Annotated in this window: 1 protein-coding gene and 1 pseudogene; both read right to left on the reverse strand. The window is 62.6% G+C overall.

The genetic code is table 11. From position 1 onward, the window contains the following. A partial coding sequence (locus EN750_RS35360; protein ID WP_145968246.1) for a molybdopterin cofactor-binding domain-containing protein occupies positions 1 to 644 on the reverse strand: 644 nt, incomplete at its 3' end. Between the two features lie 3 nt (positions 645 to 647). Further along, positions 648 to 1170: pseudogene (locus EN750_RS35365) on the reverse strand (FAD binding domain-containing protein); the annotation flags it as partial.

Raw genomic sequence — 1170 nt, forward strand, 5'->3', positions numbered from 1 at the left:
GTAACATTCTGGCTGGGCTCGTGGATCGTCAACTGGTCGCCCTGCCATATGGCCGTGGTCGAAAACAGCTCGATCGGATTATGATGTTGGGTCGGCGTCGAATATTTTTCGTCGATCTTCACCGTCGCATCCGCCCAAGCGGCGTCGAAGTCACCGGCCTTCGCATCCTCCTTGAACATCGGGCTTTTGCCGGCAGCCGGTTCCATCTTCACGCCCTTGGAATCAAAGCTGGCGCTGGGCCGTTCGTCCTCGTAGTCGGCGCGGATCAACATCGCTGCCTCCTCCGCCGCCTCGAAGGTTTCGGCGACCACCAGAGCGATGATCTGACCATCGTGAAAAACCGTCTTGTCGTGCAAAGGCCCAATCGAACTTGCGCCGGTGTTGCCGAATTTCGGCATGTCGGTCTTGTCCAGATCGCCATAGGTGACGATGTCCAGCACACCGGGTACGGCCCTGGCGTCTTTCGTGTGAAGTTCGGAAACCTTGCCCCGGGCAATGCTGCTGGTGGCAAGGGCACCGTGGGCGACGTTGGCCGTGACGATGTCGGCGGGATAGCCGGCCTGTCCGGTAACTTTTAGCCGGGCGTCAATGCGAACAACGGGATCGCCCTGGTTTTCCCTTGGAGCGGGTGCAGCTTGGTTCATGGCTCAGCCCTTCATATCCCGGGTTTCGAGCAGCGCCCGCACCAGCGTGCGCTTGCCGAGCGGTATCTTGAATGCGTTATGCTCGCGCGGTCTGGCATCGGCGAAAGCAGCCTCTGCTGCCTCCTGCGCCGTGGCTTCGTCAAGCACTTTGCCCTGTAGCGCGTCCTCTGCTTCGCGCGCACGCCACGGCACCGTCGCCAGTCCGCCGAGCGCAATGCGCGCACTCCTTACCGTCTCGCCATCCATGTCGAGCGCGACAGCCGCGGACGCCAGCGCAAACGCGTAGGATTCGCGATCGCGTATCTTCAGATAGCGCGACCGGCTGGCCCACCGTGCGAGCGGCACTTCGATGGCGGTAATAAGCTCGTCGGCGGCCAGATCCGTCTCGATGTCGGGCGTCTCGCCCGGCCGTCTATGCAGCTTGGCAAAAGTGAGCGTGCGCCTTCCCCGCGAACCTTCGACATCGACGGTGGCGTCCGCGGCTGTCGCGCTCGACATGGATGGCGAGACGGTAAGGAGTGCGCGC

The organism is Mesorhizobium sp. M7A.F.Ca.ET.027.03.2.1, assembly GCF_003999175.1.
In the GTDB taxonomy this organism is placed as follows: Bacteria; Pseudomonadota; Alphaproteobacteria; order Rhizobiales; family Rhizobiaceae; genus Mesorhizobium.